This is a genomic window from Flavobacterium sp. 245, from assembly GCF_004362055.1.
Lineage (GTDB): Bacteria > Bacteroidota > Bacteroidia > Flavobacteriales > Flavobacteriaceae > Flavobacterium.
The window spans coordinates 738,786-752,793 of the sequence record NZ_SNXB01000001.1; the positions used below are offsets into that span (position 1 = coordinate 738,786).

15 protein-coding genes are annotated in these 14,008 nt (G+C 34.0%); 11 read left to right on the forward strand and 4 right to left on the reverse strand.

The annotated features are described in order from the left end of the window. Positions 1–44 precede the first annotated feature (44 nt). From EV145_RS03065 to EV145_RS03100, 8 genes are all read left to right on the forward strand, one after another. Positions 45–788: an intradiol ring-cleavage dioxygenase gene (locus tag EV145_RS03065; protein ID WP_133523749.1), complete on the forward strand. Its 744-nt coding sequence runs from the start codon at positions 45–47 to the stop codon at positions 786–788. An 18-nt stretch (positions 789–806) separates the two neighbouring features. Further along, positions 807–1,502: a hypothetical protein gene (locus EV145_RS03070; protein WP_133523750.1), complete on the forward strand. Its 696-nt coding sequence runs from the start codon at positions 807–809 to the stop codon at positions 1,500–1,502. A 9-nt stretch (positions 1,503–1,511) separates the two neighbouring features. Next, entirely contained in the window at positions 1,512–2,015 is a 504-nt protein-coding gene (locus EV145_RS03075) for a hypothetical protein (protein WP_133523751.1), read from the forward strand. A gap of 258 nt (positions 2,016–2,273) precedes the next feature. Further along, positions 2,274–3,461 carry a phosphoglycerate kinase gene (locus EV145_RS03080; protein WP_133523752.1) on the forward strand — a complete coding sequence of 396 codons (1,188 nt, stop codon included), beginning with the start codon at positions 2,274–2,276 and terminating at the stop codon, positions 3,459–3,461. 110 nt (positions 3,462–3,571) lie between these two features. Beyond that, positions 3,572–5,404, forward strand: coding sequence for a LysM peptidoglycan-binding domain-containing protein (locus tag EV145_RS03085; RefSeq protein WP_133523753.1), 1,833 nt, complete (start codon positions 3,572–3,574; stop codon positions 5,402–5,404). Between the two features lie 45 nt (positions 5,405–5,449). Next, a complete protein-coding gene (locus EV145_RS03090; RefSeq protein ID WP_133523754.1) occupies positions 5,450–6,415 on the forward strand; it encodes a DUF4837 family protein in 966 nt (321 codons plus the stop codon). Between the two features lie 223 nt (positions 6,416–6,638). After that, positions 6,639–7,286, forward strand: a complete 648-nt coding sequence (locus tag EV145_RS03095) for a DUF1579 domain-containing protein (RefSeq protein ID WP_133523755.1) — start codon at positions 6,639–6,641, stop codon at positions 7,284–7,286. Positions 7,287–7,408: 122 nt separating this feature from the next. Further along, positions 7,409–7,855, forward strand: coding sequence for a GNAT family N-acetyltransferase (locus EV145_RS03100; protein WP_133523756.1), 447 nt, complete (start codon positions 7,409–7,411; stop codon positions 7,853–7,855). Positions 7,856–8,036: 181 nt separating this feature from the next. Here EV145_RS03100 and EV145_RS03105 read toward each other — a convergent pair whose 3' ends face one another. From EV145_RS03105 to rnpA, 3 genes are all read right to left on the reverse strand, one after another. Then, positions 8,037–8,840 (reverse strand): OmpA family protein, encoded by an 804-nt coding sequence (locus tag EV145_RS03105; protein ID WP_133523757.1) that lies wholly within the window; start codon positions 8,838–8,840, stop codon positions 8,037–8,039. Between the two features lie 7 nt (positions 8,841–8,847). After that, complete coding sequence (locus EV145_RS03110) at positions 8,848–10,485, reverse strand: S41 family peptidase (protein ID WP_133523758.1); 1,638 nt, start codon at positions 10,483–10,485, stop codon at positions 8,848–8,850. A gap of 103 nt (positions 10,486–10,588) precedes the next feature. Further along, positions 10,589–11,005, reverse strand: coding sequence for a ribonuclease P protein component (gene rnpA, locus EV145_RS03115; RefSeq protein WP_133523759.1), 417 nt, complete (start codon positions 11,003–11,005; stop codon positions 10,589–10,591). Between the two features lie 125 nt (positions 11,006–11,130). Here rnpA and EV145_RS03120 point away from each other — a divergent pair, with 125 nt between their 5' ends. The 3 genes from EV145_RS03120 (at position 11,131) to EV145_RS03130 (ending at position 13,734) form a co-directional block, all read left to right on the forward strand. Continuing rightward, a complete protein-coding gene (locus tag EV145_RS03120; RefSeq protein WP_133523760.1) occupies positions 11,131–11,871 on the forward strand; it encodes a lysophospholipid acyltransferase family protein in 741 nt (246 codons plus the stop codon). Positions 11,872–11,923: 52 nt separating this feature from the next. Then, positions 11,924–12,916: an acyl-ACP desaturase gene (locus tag EV145_RS03125; protein ID WP_133523761.1), complete on the forward strand. Its 993-nt coding sequence runs from the start codon at positions 11,924–11,926 to the stop codon at positions 12,914–12,916. 164 nt (positions 12,917–13,080) lie between these two features. Continuing rightward, positions 13,081–13,734, forward strand: a complete 654-nt coding sequence (locus EV145_RS03130) for an HD domain-containing protein (protein WP_133523762.1) — start codon at positions 13,081–13,083, stop codon at positions 13,732–13,734. A gap of 148 nt (positions 13,735–13,882) precedes the next feature. Here the strand turns inward: EV145_RS03130 and EV145_RS03135 are convergent, their stop codons facing one another. Further along, positions 13,883–14,005, reverse strand: coding sequence for a FeoB-associated Cys-rich membrane protein (locus EV145_RS03135; RefSeq protein ID WP_208110888.1), 123 nt, complete (start codon positions 14,003–14,005; stop codon positions 13,883–13,885). Positions 14,006–14,008 lie beyond the last annotated feature (3 nt).

A 14,008-nucleotide genomic window follows, 5' to 3' on the forward strand; every position in this document is an offset into this window, starting at 1 on the left:
TAACTGTTAATCATTTAATTGGTATAACATTTAAAACAAAAGCAATGAAAAGAAAAGAGTTTTTAAGAGGTTTGGGTTTAATCGGGATTTCATCTTTGGCAATTCCTATTATCAACTCATGTAGTAAAGATGACGCATCTGATGCTACGTCAGATTCTGGTTCATCTTCTGGTTCAGGATCATCTTCGGGTGATTGCTCCGTCTCTCCGTCAGAAACTGCCGGACCTTTCCCAACAATTACGCCTTCATCTCTAGTAAAATCAAATATCGTAATGGATAGAACCGGCGTTGGTTTTACTATAAAAATCACCATTAAAAACACAAAAGCGAGTTGTGCAGCTTTAAAAGGCGCTATAGTTGATATTTGGCATTGCGATAAAGATGGTTATTATTCTGAATATGGAGGAACTTCAATGCAGTCTGTAAATTACACTTCGGTTCATTTTTTAAGAGGAAGACAAACTACAGATGAGAATGGATTGGTCACTTTTACCTCTATTTTTCCAGGCTGGTATTCAGGCCGGGCAACGCATATTCACGTGCATGTTTACAATGCCAGCGGCACTTCTTTATTAGTTACTCAAATTGCTTTTCCCGAAGGTTCAAACAGTGCAGTTACTTTAGTAAACGCGTCAAGCGCTAACGGATATAAAAAAGGGTTGTCTGGTTACACTTATAATGCGTCTGATAATGTTTTTTCAGATTCAGTTGCCAATGAAATGTCTACAGTAACCGGAAGCGTGAGTGATGGTTTTGTTTTAACACATACAATAAATGTTGCAAGCTAGTTTTAAAATTTTATAATAATGATCGTTCAAATTCCAGCTCAAATTTATAAGTCAGATGCAAGAGGTGTGTTTAATTCTGCAAAGCACAATCGTTTTGCGACTTTTAATTTTGAACATTACCAAGATATATCCAGAAAAGGCTTTGGTTCCTTGAAAATTCTAAACGAAGTAATACTTGCTCCCCAACAACGTATTACAAGATTTATAAGTTCAAATACTAATGTGATCATTTTGCCTTTATTTGGCGGTATTGAATACAAGGATAATTTTGGTAATGAGGAGTTTTTGCGTGTCGATCAAATTCGGGTCATAGCGGCTGATGATGATTTAGAAGTAGAACTATTTAACCCATATGACGGGGAAAATGTTAGTTACCTTGAAATCGATTTTCAAATGAGCCCACAATATTTTAAAAACTATTTTCAGCAGTACAAGTTTGATATCACGGCACACAATAAGCTGAATGCTTTATTTGAGATTGAAAAAGCGCTGGGTTTCATCGGAATTTATGATGGAAGAAAAGAGGGCTTTTATACTTTAAAAAATGCCGAAAATGGTGTTTTTGTCTTTATTATAAATGGAGCTTTTGAAATCGAAAATCGGCTATTAGAAGCTAAAGACGGTTTAGGAATAAAAAAAATCTCAACCATCGAATGGGAAGCTTTGTCTGAAAATGCAATTTTGCTGGTTATTGAAGTGCCATTAAAGTTTTAAAATTGAGAAATGGAAATCAAAAAGATAAAATTGGCGTACCGAATTGTTATCGACAGTTCTTCAACTTTTTTGTGGGATAAATATGTTTTTGAAGATACTTTCAAAGAATATCAAATGCAGAGTCAGCAGTTTAATTCGGAAGAGAATCCAAAAAACACTTTTCGTGAATTAGTAGCCGAAAATGAAAAAGCAGAAAAATTGCATTTTTTAACCGGAATCGCTGCAAGCGGATACGTTGATCAGTTAAAAGGAAGTTTTCATCGCGTTACGGATGTTCTGGGAAACCACTATTTTCCATTTATTAATTATCAGCTGGATATTATCAATACAGATAGTACTGATTTATCAAAACATAAAATCGGAATTACATTTTATTCTCCACTTTTAACTTATTTCGGAATTGTCGAAGGAAGTTATCTGGTTTCGAAAAATACGGAAGAAACAAACGAATTTGAAACCATAATGTTTCCTGTGCAGAAGAATTTAGCAATTTGTTTTCTCCAAAATAAATAGTAAACATAAAAAAACAGAAATTATTCGTTTCGTTTTTTGCCTTTTCTGCTAGTCTGTAAGCAGGAAAGGTTTTTTTTTGGTAAAGTAGATGTAAATTTTGCATTTAAAATTGTGTTTAATATTTAATAAACCAATTTATTTGTGAAATTATAACGTTTTCGTTCTTTTAATTATCGATTTTTTAGTTTATCCGAATTTATTAGTACTGCAAAAGTTCTATATTTGTTGTTCTTTCAAAAAAATTAAAAAACTAGTCAAATGAAAACTTTAAACGATTTCGATTTTAAAAATAAAAAAGCAATTATCCGTGTTGATTTTAATGTCCCTTTAGATGAAAATTTCAATGTAACTGATGCAACACGTATTGAAGCGGCTAAACCTACAATTGACGCTATTTTAGCGCAAGGCGGAAGTGTAATTTTAATGTCACATTTAGGAAGACCAAAAGGTGCTGAAGAAAAATACTCATTAAAACATATTTTGAAAACGGCTTCTGAAATCTTAGGAGTTCAAGTTCAGTTTGCTTCAGACTGCGTTGGAGAACCAGCTCAGACTGCCGCTAAAAATCTTAAACCAGGAGAAGTTCTTTTATTAGAAAATTTACGTTTCCACGCTGAAGAAGAGGCTGGAGATGTTGCTTTTGCAAAAGAATTAGCTTCACTTGGTGATATTTATGTAAATGACGCTTTTGGTACTGCACACAGAGCGCACGCTTCGACTACAATTATTGCTCAGTTTTTTCCAACTGAAAAATGTTTCGGAACATTATTAGCAAAAGAAATCGAGAGTTTGAATAAAGTTTTGAAAAACAGTGAAAAACCTGTAACAGCGGTTCTTGGAGGTTCTAAAGTTTCTTCAAAGATCACAGTTATTGAAAATATCTTAGACAAAGTTGACCATATGATTATTGGTGGTGGTATGACTTTTACTTTCGTAAAAGCGCAAGGCGGAAAAATTGGAGATTCTATCTGTGAAGATGACAAACAAGATTTAGCACTTGAAATTTTAAGATTAGCTAAAGAAAAAGGAGTTCAAATTCATATTCCAGTTGATGTAGTTGCCGCAGATGATTTCTCAAATACTGCAAATACTCAGATTGTTGATGTAACAGCTATTCCTGACGGATGGCAAGGTCTTGATGCAGGTCCTAAATCTTTAGAGAATTTCAAAAAAGTAATTTTAGAATCTAAAACTATTTTATGGAATGGTCCTTTAGGAGTTTTTGAAATGGAAACTTTCTCAAAAGGAACTATCGCTTTAGGTGATTATATTGCTGAAGCTACAGAAAATGGTGCGTTTTCATTAGTAGGAGGAGGAGATTCTGTTGCTGCTGTTAAACAATTCGGTTTTGAAGATAAAATGAGCTACGTTTCAACTGGTGGTGGAGCTATGCTAGAGATGCTTGAGGGTAAAGTTTTACCTGGAATTGCAGCAATTTTAGACTAAAATATCACAATTAACATTTTTTTGCGTATTTTTAAACACTAAACTTTTTAGTTTTGCAAAAATAAGCATCTTATAATTCTTTGATTTATAAGATTTTAAAAAAATGTTATATGATTGTACGGAAAATATCTATAATAGTCGGAGCTCTATGTTCAATGTCAATGTTTGCACAGCAATCTGCATCATCAGAAGTTGAAATAAAGCCAGAAGTAAAATTATCGTATCTAGATTCGGTTAAAAGCACTTTCAAAAAAAATGATATGGCTGCAAAAGCAGACAGTCTTTGGATGAAAGAATTAACAAGCCTCGACATTTATGATGATTTATCGAAAGATATTCAAACTATTAATTCAGATGTTACGGTTGATGAAGAATTGCCTACAGAATTGCTAAAACAGCGTCTACAGGCAATGAACGAAAAATCACCGTTTAATATAGAGTATAATCAAGGTTTAGAAAATATAATAAAGTCATTTCTTAAGAATCGTAAAAAATCGTTTTCTCGATTAATGGCTTTATCAGAATACTACTTCCCAATTTTTGAAGAGTCTTTTGCAAAAAACAATGTTCCTTTAGAAATAAAATATTTAGCCGTTGTAGAATCTGCTTTAAATCCTAAAGCAGTTTCTAAAATGGGCGCTACAGGACTTTGGCAGTTCATGTACGGAACAGGAAAGCAATACGCTTTAAAAATCGATTCGTATGTTGACGAGCGCAGTGATCCTATGAAAGCGACCGCTGCAGCAAGTGATTACATGACAAAAATGTTTGAGGTTTTTGGTGATTGGGAACTTGTTTTGGCGTCATACAATTCAGGACCTGGAAATGTTACTAAAGCTATTCGTCGTTCTGGCGGACAAACAAAATACTGGGACATTCGCAGTAATCTTCCAAAAGAAACTCAAGGTTATGTTCCGGCATTTTATGCAACAATGTATCTTTTTGAATATCACAAAGAACACGGAATTAATCCTGAAAGAGCTGTTGTCAAAAACTTCGAAACAGACACGCTGAACATTAAAAAAGAAATGACTTTCAAACAAATCGCCGATTTGCTTGACATGCCACAATCTCAAATTCAGCTTTTAAATCCTTCTTATAAATTAAATGTTGTGCCTTATTATCAAGGTGAACAACATTGTCTGAGACTTCCGAAAGATAAAATTGCCACTTTTGTTTCAAATGAAAAGCAAATTTATGCTTATGTAGATCATCAATCGACAATTCGTACTATACCTGCGAAACTGGCTTCTAAAGTTGCTCCAAAAGTAAAACCACAAGCTGAGAAAATAATTGATACCGATATGCAACTTTATAAAGTGCAGAAAGGTGATAACTTAGGCGCAATTGCTGAAAAATACGATGTCAATATTACTGATTTAAGGAAATGGAATAATTTAAAATCAAATAATGTTGCATTAGGAAGAACTTTGAAAATCAAGTCGGACGTTGATCCTGCTAAGGCTTTAAAAGAAGCAAAAGCGATTCCTGCTGTTGAGAAAAAATCGGAAGAAGCAATTGCTTCTGCTGATGATAAAGATAAAAATGCGGGTCAGCCTCAAGAATATGTTGTAGTCGCTGGAGACAATTTAGGAAGCATTGCTAAAAAATTCGGTACGACTATTGCGGAGTTAAAAGAACTTAATAATCTTCCTTCAAATAATATTGGTTTAGGAAAAACTCTAGTGATTTCTAAAGAAGTTCCTGTTATTGAAGAAACTGCAAATGTAAATACAGCTTTAGCATCAAATGCTTCTGTAGATTCATTCAAGAAAAACGCGATGTCAAAAAAGATGAGCGAAGATTATTACGTTAAAAAAGGAGATTCTCTTTATAGCATTTCTAAAAAATATCCTGGAGTTACGATTTCAGATATTAAAAAATGGAATGGCATTAAAGATGGAGATATAAAACCCGGAATGAAGCTTAAAATAAACGGATAATAAAAAAATCATCTAAATTTGGGTTTTATTTCATAAATTAAAAAAATGAATAAAACCCATTTTTTATTTCTAATACTGCCGTTTTTACTGATTTCGTGTTTAAAAACCGAAAAACAGTCTCAGCCTGTATCTGGTAAAACCAACACCATTTCTATTATTATTGATGATCAGCTTTGGTACGGTGAAGTTGGCGACACTATCAGAAATAAATTTGCATCGCCTGTTTGGGGCCTGACGCAAGAAGAGCCTCTTTTTACCATAAATCAATATCCTGCACGCTTGCTAGAAGGTTTTGTTACCGACAGCCGAAGCATTATTGTGGTAAAAAAAGCAGCAACGGATAAGTTTGAAATTATTCGAAGTACAAAACTTCCTCACAATACTTTTCGGATTTATGGAAAATCGGTAGATGATATTATTTGCAGTATCGAACTCAACTCGGCGCAAATGATTAAAATAATTCGCGATGCTGAGATTGAAAAAGTGCAGCAGGACAATAGCAAATCATTACTTAATCAGGCTATTATCAAGAATAAATTTCATGTAGAACTTGAAGTTCCAGTTGGTTACGAATATATGCTTCATAAAAAGAATTTTATTTGGCTCAAAAAGAATATTATAAGCGGCAATACAAGTTTGCTTATTTATCAGATTCCGCTTAAATCTTTCAAGAAATCAAATGTTGTTGCAGATATTGTCAAAATGCGAGATTCTGTTGGCGGGTATATTAAAGGACGTGAGCCCTATACGCGAATGATTACAGGAGAGGCTTATGCGCCTTATTTTACTAATACAATTTTAGATGGAAAAAAGGCGTACGAAACCAAAGGAAGCTGGGAAATGAAAAACGATTTTATGGCTGGACCGTTTATTAATTACGCAATTCTCGACGAAACACATAACCGAATTTTAGTGATTGAAGGTTTTTGTTACTCACCATCAAATCAAGAACGTGATTTAATGCTGGATTTAGAAGCCATTATTAAATCAGTTAAGATTGATAAGAAGTAATTTTTTTGTTTCATGTTTAAGGTTTCAAGTTTCAGATCCTAATTGTAGTGTCAGGCTGAGCGAAGTCGAAGCCCTTTACGTTGCGCCCTTCGACTTCGCTAAGGGTGACATAAAAAATGCATAAGCCTCAAATTAGGTGTAGAACTTGAAACTTGAAACCTGAAACCTGAAACTAAAAATTTTTCCTTAAATTTGTTTGTAACAAACGTAAAAACAAATACTTATGAAAAATGTAACCGGAATATTAGTAGTATTGATATTGAGTTTTATTTCCTGTAAAAAAGATGTAAAAACAGAAACAGTAACAACAAAAGATTCAGACAGTATTAAAACCGAAGAACCAATTGCTGAAGCTGAAGCACCAGTAGATTCTGCAACGCAGGTAAAGGCATGGCAGGCTTACGCGACTCCAGGTGAGCCACATAAAATAATGGCAGACGAAGTGGGAGCATGGAATTGCGATATGACTTTTTGGTATGAGCCAAACGGAAAACCTGAAAAAGCTAGTGCAACAGCAAATGTAAAAATGGTTCTTGGCGGGCGTTATCAAGAAACAGATTACAAAGGGACTATTATGGGAGCTCCTTTTGAAGGGAAAGGTACTATAGCATATAATAATGTAACTAAAGAATACACCAATACTTTTATTGATAATATGGGAACCGGAATGATGGTGGCAATGGGTAAATATGACGAAGCTTCAAAAACAATAGAATTAAAAGGTGAAGTTGTAAATCCGATAACAGGAAAAAAGGCACCTTATCGTGAACTTTACACAATTGTCGATCCAACAACTCGCAAAATGGAAATGTTCGATACAAAAAATGGCGCCGAATATAAAAGCATGGAAATTGTCATGAAGAAAAAATAGTCGTTTACTTTCGATATAAATAATAGAAATCCCGATTACAAATTGTAGTCGGGATTTCTATTTGATGTAATTTTGCAGATCTTAAGAATAAAAAGAAACCCAAAACAAAACGACAAATAGAAATGGAGTTAAAATGGAAAATGAAGCCGTTTGAGGCATTAACGGTTCATGAGTTATATGATTTGCTTAAACTGCGAAGTGAGATCTTTGTAGTGGAGCAAAATTGCGTTTATTTAGATCTTGACGGCAAAGACAAGAAAGGATTACACTTAATTGGCGAATTTGACGGCAAAATTGTCGCTTATACGCGTTTATTTGATGCTGGAATTAGTTTTGATAACGCTTCAATAGGAAGAGTGGTTGTTGATGCCAAGTATCGTGATAGAAAATGGGGACATGATTTGATGCGTGAATCAATTGCAGCTATAAAACAAAATTTTGGGAAAGATCAAATTACGATAGGCGCACAATTGTATTTAAAGAAATTCTACGAAAGTCATGGTTTTGTTCAATCAAGTGAAATGTATCTTGAAGATGATATTGAACATATTGAGATGATTCGTGGTTAAAGAGTTTAATTTTTCAGCTAATTGATGATTAAAATTACAAACGCAAAAAAGTTGCATTAACAAAAATGGTGTTTTGTTTATTTTTATAAAAAGCTAAAAAACAAAGAAATATCAGTTTGTTTTATAGTTTTGCTTTAAGTAAAAATGTGATTTTTTTTTATTTCGATTGAATGAATGCTTATTATGTCTTCGTAATCAAAAATTCAACTCTGCGGTCATACTTATCTCCTTTTCCTAGCGGATATTTATTACCACAGCCTTGATATGTCATTCGGTTTTTGGATACCTTTTTTGAACTCAGATAATTGAAAACCATTTTGGCGCGGTTCCAGGAAAGTCGTCTTTCTTTGGTGGCTTTGTCGATTCCGTCGTCGTACATGTCAGGTGTACAGCATACGTGGCCTCTTATTTCAAATTTAAAATTTTTATGCCGAAGCAGTATTTCGGCAATTTTGTCAAGTTCCTTTTTAGATGATGAGGTTAAAACAGAACTGCCAATATCAAACAGTATACTTTCAATATATATTTTGTCGCCAACTTTTAGATTGTCTTTAAAAGAAGTGTAGATTCCTTTTCCAAAACTGTTTCGCTTTACTACTATCAAATCGACCCGCCGATTTCGTGATCGGGTTTCGTGAAGATTCTCGATCGTGTCAGGCCGTACTACAATACGGCCTTTTCCTTCTAAAATGACGATTTTACTTTGATTAAATCCAGTAGCTACCAATAAGTTCTGAATCGTATTGGCACGATTATTTGATAATCTAAAATTATATTCATCTGTACCGCGATCATCGCAGTATCCGTAGATTTGTATTGATTCAACTTTTGTTGTGTCAATACTTTTAATGAAATTAGTTACAACTTCGGTTTGTTTCGGAGTAAGATCAAATTTGTCAAACTCAAAATAAATGGTTTCAATAGGTTTTTGCTGTGCCGATAAATTGTAAATAATAAACAGAAATAGGGCTAAACAAAGTTTCATTTCATTTTTACATTTTTAAAATCGTTTTGTACTCCGTCTGATTATTTAAAACGCTGACCGCTTTTTTAATTTCTGAATTGTTTTTTAAATAAAATTGATAAAGACCTTCTTGATATTGGTATCTTTTGATGAGTTCTTCCTGAATTAAATTCCTGATTTCTTTCTGATTTTTGTCCAGTAAAGTAGTTTCGCTTTTTTCTAAAGCCGCTAATAATTGCTGATATTCAGGTGCAATGGTTTCATCTATTTTTTCTGTTTTGGCTGCTGCCAAAGTATTTTTCAGCGCAATTTCGGTTTCGGTATCAAAAGTGATTTTATTGGTTTTTAAGTATTGCTTGAAACTTACGTAATCAGCATCAGTAAGAACCGGAATTTTGTCTCCTAAATTGGGGTTTTTGTAATAGTAAGTTGTAGCGTAATCAAAAATACCGTCGTTTTTTAATAAAGCACTCGTAATTGGACTCATTTTTGTTTCGTCCAGCTCAATGTCAGGCAAAACACCGCCACCGTCGTAAACCGTTCTGCCTTTTCTGGTTTTAAAAGCGTTGAAGTTTTTAGCATCTGTTTTTTGTGCTACGCCATTTTTGTCTTTGTGTGCATAATCAAGTGCCTGAATACAACGGCCAGATGGAGTGTAATAACGCGAAATCGTTACTTTAAGCTGTGTTCCGTAAGTTAAATCAACAGAACGTTGCACCAAACCTTTTCCAAAACTTCTGCTTCCAAGAATTACCGCTCGATCTAAATCCTGCAAAGCTCCAGAAACAATTTCAGATGCCGATGCACTTCTTCCATTAACTAAAATAGCAAGCGGAATTTCAGTATCAACGGGTTCTTTGGTAGTTTTGTAGGTGTTGTTGTGTTTTTCGATTCTCGATTTTGTTGTAACAATTACTTCGTTTTTTGGAACAAATAAATTACAGATGTCAATTGCTTCGTTTAATAAACCTCCTGGATTTCCTCTTAAATCTAAAACAATTTGAGTTGCTCCATCAGCTTTTAATTTTTCTAAAGCCTCTTTTACTTCTAAAGATGCCTTTCTGCTAAAATGTGCCAAAACAATATAACCTGTTTTGGCATCAATTTTCCCATAAAACGGAACCGATTTAATATCAACTTCATCCAAAACCAATTCTGTAGTATTTGTTTTTCCTTGACGAAGGTATTTAATCTGAATTTTAGTGTTTTTGGTTCCTTTTAATAATTGCGATGCATCATCTTTAAAATCAGCAATCATTACATCACCAATCTGAATAATTTCGTCGCCCGCTTTTAGTCCGGCTTTGTCTGCAGGATAATTTTTGTAGGGCTCGCGAACAATCAAACGGTCTTTCTTGCGAGAAATCAAAGCACCAATTCCAGTGTATTCGCCAGTATTGTTGATTTTAAAATTCACAACATCCTGCTCATTAAAATAAACCGTGTAAGGATCTAGGCTTGCCAGCATGCTTTTAATGGCTTTGTCCATCAAATCACCTGGATTGGTTTCGTCTACATAATTCGTATTAACCGCTTTGAATAAAGTAGTGAAGATTTCGATTTGTTTGGCAATTTCAAAAAAATCTTCTTTGAAACTCGCTCCAACAAATAAAAGTCCAGACGCAACAGCCGGTATGATAAATTTCTTTTTGAAATAGGGATACATAATTGTGAAATATCTTAAATAATAAAGTACTAAAATAAGAATAAATCATCAATTACGATTATTCGGACAGACTAATCTCTATCAAGCATTTCAAACTGATTGATTATAAGGGATTCTGAGATTCTGGTTTATTTTCAGAATCCTCTGCTTTATTGACTTGCTGTAAAAATTTCTCAAACAATTGAATCGTTTTGGTGTTGATTTCCTGATACGATAATTTGTCTTTTGTTTGATAAAAAAACATGATTGAATAGGGCTGATGCAGCTGGTCTAAAAGCAAATGCTTATTTAATCGATAGGTTTCTCGCAAAACTCTTTTGAAGTAATTTCGGTCAACGGCTTTTTTGAAATATTTCTTTGAAACCGAAACACCAAGCTTAATTTTTTCTTCTGAATTTTCTTCCGCTTGACGGTAAACCAAACGAAGCGGATATTTTGATACCGATTTTCCTTCAGAAAACAGTAATCCAATCGTTGTTTTGCTTTTTAAGCGTTCATTTTTAGGGTAAGTGAAGTTCATTTAATTCAGAAAAAATTTGCAAATTTTACGACAAAGGTACAATTAAACGAGAAAAACGGTTATTGTTTTCAATTTTTATACCGCTAAAAATTTATTTACTACTTTTGGCAATTAATTTTTCAAGCATGCAAAAGATAATTTCGTACCCCATATCCGTTATTTACTATTTATGTTTTGGACTGTGTTTGGTTGTTTTTCACCCAATACAATGGATTTGCCTGAATCTATTTGGTTATCAGGCACACAAAAAAAGTGTTGATTACTTGAATTTTTGGCTTTTAAGATGTACCAATCTTGTTGGAACCACATATAAAATCGAAGGTGTAGATACTATTCCTACTGGCGTTCCAATTATTTTTGTCTCAAATCACCAAAGTATGTACGATATAATCGCAATGATTTGGTATTTTAGACGTTTTCATTGTAAATTTGTAAGTAAGAAAGAGTTAGGAAGCGGAATTCCAAGTGTTTCTTTCAATTTGAAACACGGCGGATCAGTGCTTATTGACCGTAAAGACCCTAAACAAGCGATTCCAGTAATCAAAGGCTTGTCTGAATATATCGAAAAAAACACCAGAGCGGCAGTTATTTTTCCGGAAGGAACCCGCAGCAAGACTGGAAAACCTAAAGAATTTGCCCAAAGCGGTTTAAAAATCTTATGTAAATACGCGCCTTCAGCTTATGTTGTGCCGGTGAGTATCAATAATTCATGGAAAATGGTTCGCTATGGTATGTTTCCTGTTGGTTTAGGAAACCGTCTAACTTTTACAGCGCATAAAGCAATGGCAGTAAAAGATTATGATTTTGCCGAATTAATGGCTTTGACAGAAAAGGCTGTAGTAGAAGGAGTAAACGAGTATAAATAGATTTTTGTTTTTAGTCCGAGCTAAAACAAAAATCCCAAATCAAAAATAAGTAATGTCTATAAAAAACATTAGATTAGAAGTAATGCAGTTTTTGGAAAAAAACGTGGATAGCTTCGTTGAACAGTATTTAATTCCAGTGGAAAAAATTTGGCAGCCGTCAGATTTCTTGCCTAATTCTGAAGGAGAAAATTTCTTTGAAGAGGTTAAAGAGTTGCGTGAAATTGCTAAAGAATTACCATATGATTTCTGGGTTACGCTTGTTGGTGATACCATCACTGAGGAAGCTTTGCCTACATATGAGTCATGGTTAATGGATGTAGAAGGCATCGATCAGATTGAAAATGGCGGAAATGGATGGTCAAAATGGATCAGACAATGGACTGGAGAAGAAAATCGCCACGGAGATCTTTTAAATAAATACTTGTATTTGTCTGGTCGCGTGAACATGCGTGAAATCGAAATGACAACACAGCATTTGATCAACGACGGTTTTGATATTGGAACTGGAACTGACCCATACAAAAACTTTGTATATACTAGTTTTCAGGAATTAGCGACTTATGTTTCGCACAATAGAGTAGCGCAGATTGCAAAGAAATTTGGCGATAACAAGTTGTCTAAAATGTGTAAAATGATTGCAGGTGATGAAATGCGTCATCATCATGCTTATAGCGAATTTGTAACTAGAATTTTTCAAGTTGATCCAAGCGAAATGATGCTTGCTTTTCAATACATGATGAAGCAGAAAATCGTTATGCCGGCTCATTTCTTGAGAGAATCGGGACAAAAAATAAGTTCTGCATTTGAACAATTTTCAGATTCTGCACAACGTATTGGTGTTTATACCGCTAATGATTATGTGGATATTATGCAGAAACTAATCACGAAATGGGAAATTGATAAAATTTCGAATTTGACAGATGAAGCAGAAAAAGCGCGTGATTATTTAATGAAATTACCAGCTCGTATGGCTAGAATCTCTGAGAGAATTGTAATTCCACAAGAATCGCATATCTTTAAATGGGTGGAACCTGCGAGACTTTAATTTTAGATTTCTGATTTTAGAGTTTAGATTAAAATATATTGTTGATTGCTGAGGTTTTTAAACTACGGCAATCAACATTTTTTATTTAAAAGATACTATTAAAAAATCTGCGTTAATCCGCCTAAATCAGCGTCATCCGCGTCCCATTCCCAACACAAAAAACTATGAATAATTCAGAATTAATAAATAAAACAATTGCCTTCGTAAAAGAAAAACTAAACGATGCCGAAGGCGGACATGATTGGTTTCATATTGAACGTGTATATAAAAACGCTCTTTTAATTGCAAATGATACCGCTTGTGATTTAGTGGTTGTGCAATTAGGGGCTTTGCTTCATGATATTGCAGACAGTAAATTTCACAATGGTGACGAAACTATTGGGCCAAAAACAGCTCGCGTATTTTTAGAGTCAGAAGATGTTTCAGAAGAGATTATCCAACACGTAGTTAACATCATCGAAAATATCTCTTATAAAGGCGGCAATTTCGAAAAGAAGTTTTCTTCTGTTGAATTAAATGTTGTTCAGGATGCAGATCGTCTTGATGCAATTGGCGCGATTGGAGTGGCAAGAGCTTTTAATTACGGCGGATTTAAAAACAGAGCGTTATACGATCCAGAAATTGCGCCACTGACGAATATGACGAAAGAGGAATACAAGAAAAATAATGCGCCAACAATTAATCATTTCTATGAAAAGCTTTTGCTTTTAAAAGATAAAATGAACACCGTAAAAGGAAAACAAATTGCTGCCGAAAGACATCAATTTATGGAACAGTTTCTTGCTCAGTTTTATGCAGAGTGGGAAGGGGTGAAGTAAAGTGTTCAGTGTTCAGTATTGAGTATTCAGTCACAGTTTACAGTCACAGTTTCAGTATTTTGAGACTTAAAATAAAAAAAGCTGTTCAACTGAACAGCTTTTTAACTTTGTATCTCTGCACCTTTGCCTCTTTGTACCTTAAAAAAAACTAACTACATCCGCAATTTCCATCACCGCAGTCTTTTTTCTTTTTAGATTTCCAGAAGAATTTTTTGATCAAAAAAGCTACGGCAAATCCTAATATGGCAAAGGCTATAATTTCCTGAATCATAAT